The 2543-nt window shown below is 59.8% G+C and carries 3 protein-coding genes and 1 pseudogene; 1 reads left to right on the forward strand and 3 read right to left on the reverse strand.

All coding sequences use genetic code 11. The features are described from left to right. Positions 1–77: 77 nt before the first annotated feature. From ACXRVY_RS23815 to ACXRVY_RS23825, 3 genes and pseudogenes are all read right to left on the reverse strand, one after another. Positions 78–947: an NmrA/HSCARG family protein gene (locus ACXRVY_RS23815; protein WP_223457284.1), complete on the reverse strand. Its 870-nt coding sequence runs from the start codon at positions 945–947 to the stop codon at positions 78–80. 24 nt (positions 948–971) lie between these two features. After that, complete coding sequence (locus tag ACXRVY_RS23820) at positions 972–1523, reverse strand: zinc-binding dehydrogenase (RefSeq protein WP_458238410.1); 552 nt, start codon at positions 1521–1523, stop codon at positions 972–974. Positions 1524–1631: 108 nt separating this feature from the next. Next, a pseudogene (locus tag ACXRVY_RS23825) lies at positions 1632–1916 on the reverse strand (alcohol dehydrogenase catalytic domain-containing protein); the annotation flags it as partial. A gap of 102 nt (positions 1917–2018) precedes the next feature. On the opposite strand from ACXRVY_RS23825, the gene ACXRVY_RS23830 reads away from it, so the two are divergent. After that, positions 2019–2543, forward strand: a 525-nt coding sequence (locus tag ACXRVY_RS23830; RefSeq protein ID WP_458238409.1) for a LysR family transcriptional regulator, incomplete at its 3' end; no start/stop codon positions are given.

Here is a 2543-nt window from a genome sequence, read left to right on the forward strand (position 1 = left end):
CGCTAATGGGCTGGAAGGCCATTTTTTGTTTGTCGCCCACACAAAAACAAACGCCCCGTCCTCACTGCCCTCGCTGTTTAAACCTCTGCAATGGCTTCGCGAACGAAGTCTTCATAGGTGCGCAGCGGGTGCCCGATGATGGCCTCTAACCGGTCCACTGTTCCGTCAGCCGCATGCATGCCGAACGTCTGGATACCCGCCATCATCAGGCGCATGTCATAGGCCAACCAGGTGGGACCGTACGAAGCCAGCTGTCCTTCGAAGGCCGCCACATCGTCACTGCCGTAGGCAATGTCGCGACCCAGTGCGGAACTCCAGATCTTCGCCACGGACGCACCGGTAAGCGCTTGCGGTCCAACCAACTCCAGGGTTACGCGATCCAGAGCAGAAGACGCTTTGTCGCGTCGCAGCAACTCGGCAACGGCGACATCGGCGATATCGCGTGCATCAATCATCGAGACGCCCGCCGAGCCGATCGGCATCGGGTACACCGAGTAGTTCTGAATCGTCTGTTGGACCATACGGTCGTTTTGCATGAAGTAAGCCGGACGCAGGATAGTTGCGGGGATGTCGAGGCTTTCGATCATGCGTTCAACCGTATGCTTGCCGGTGAAGTGCGGAACATTGGTGAACTTGTCGGCATGAATCACCGACAGGTAAACGAGGCGCTCGATGCCAGCCTCGCGTGCAAGGTTCAGCGTGATGAGGGCTTGCGTCAACTCATCGGGCGTAACGGCGTTGAGCAGGAACAGCGTCCGCACCGACGACAGCGCGAGGTGCATCGACGGTACATCGGTGAGGTCTGCAACAACTTCAGTGACGCCGGCCGGGAAGTCCCGCTTACCCGATTGGCGCACTAGCGCTTTGACCTCGGCGCCCGCGTCGGCAAGGCCTTGAGTGATGAGTGAACCAATGGTGCCCGTGGCACCAATAACGAGAATGCTCATTTTTGAATCTCCTACAGTGGATACTTAGGTGGGTCRGCGAGAGAAGTCCGCAACGACCTTGCCAGTCCGTGAAGCGCTGCGATTGCGTTCGATGGCCTCAGGGATGTCGGCGAAGCCAACGACCTTGCCGATCCTGGACTGCAGCGTGCCGCTGGCGATTTCCTGGGCCAGCGTCTCCAGCAATTTGGGGTCGGGCTTGTTCATGAACCAGAGGCCTCGGCGATTCGCCGGCGTGCGCGCCAGAATGTCGGGTGATGACGTGCCAACAATCACGCCGTTTTCYGCCAACACCTGCCACGAGCGATCCAGTACCTCACCCCCGACGTAATCGAGTACCAGGTCAATGTCCTGGACGACGTCCTCGAAACGTTGGGATTGATAGTCGATGACATGATCCGCGCCGAGGCTGCGCACATAATCCAGGTCAGCCGTGCCCGCAGTTGCGAAGACCTCGGCGGCGGCCCGCTTGGCGTACTGCACGGCATAGGCGCCCAGCGCCCCTGCCGCGCCATGGATAAGGATTCGCTGGCCTGGATGGATCGGTCCTGCGTGATGAAGACTCTTCCAGGCCGCCAAGGCTGCTACGGGTATGGCGGCAGCATGGACGTCATCAAGATTTTCAGGCGTAAGGGAAAGGCTCGCTTCACTGACGCTCACGAATTCGGCGTACGCGCCCAGCCCTCCCACCGCGCCCATGACTCGATCGCCGACACGAAAGCGAGAGGCTCCGGGGCCGACAGCCTCGACAACTCCCGCCATTTCGGCGCCGAGTACTATTGGCAGTGGAAGCGGGAAAGCATTTCGCACATGGCCCTCACGGACCTTCCAATCGATGCCGTTCACGCCAGCGGCTCGAACTCGAACCAGAACCTGACCTTGCCCTGGTTCTGGCTTTTCGATCTCGGTCACTTGCGCGGCGTCAGCGCCGCCGTATGCCCGGATCAGTACAGCACGTTGCATGGTGCTCATAACAATTCCTCGTATCGAGTTCCGATGACGAGAAGATATGCTGTTGCACAGGTAAAGCAGAGACACCAAAATACAGACACTTCGTTTCAAAAATGGAACACCATGAACCTGAACGCTCTGATCGATTTCATACTCGTCGCAACGAATGAGGGGCTGGGAAAGGCAAGCCGTGCGAGCGGTATCTCCAAAGCCACCTTATCGCGCCGAATCTCCGACCTTGAGGAACAACTGGGCGTGAGGCTGATCGAGCGCAGCGCTCGCGGCCTGAAGCTCACCGAAGCCGGCGAAATGCTGATGGCTCGAACAGAAGGCCCGTTGGCCGAGGTGGCCGAAGCCATGACGGTGGCCCGTGAGGGCGTATCGACGCCTCGCGGACGCTTGCGTGTCGCCTCCCCAGTCCTGTTCTCCCAGCTTGCAATGGGCCGCATCGGCGCCGAATTCTGTGCCGCCTACCCGGAGGTCGAAATCGAAGTCGTGGCGGAGGATCGCCTGGTCGACCTGGTCGAGGAACAATTTGACGTCGCCATCCGGATCAACCCGAGCCCAGACAGCAGTCTGGTCGGCCGCTGCTTCGCCAAGGACCGGCTGGTAGTTGTGGCTGCGCCTGAAATACCCAAGCCCATGCCC

The sequence above is a fragment of the Pseudomonas sp. P5_A2_2 genome, assembly GCF_054177685.1.

What these genes read in the sequence shown, in the direction of transcription:
- ACXRVY_RS23815 (WP_223457284.1), bottom strand. Translation starts at nt 947, where the DNA reads ATGAGCATTCTCGTTATTGGTGCCACGGGCACCATTGGTTCACTCATC.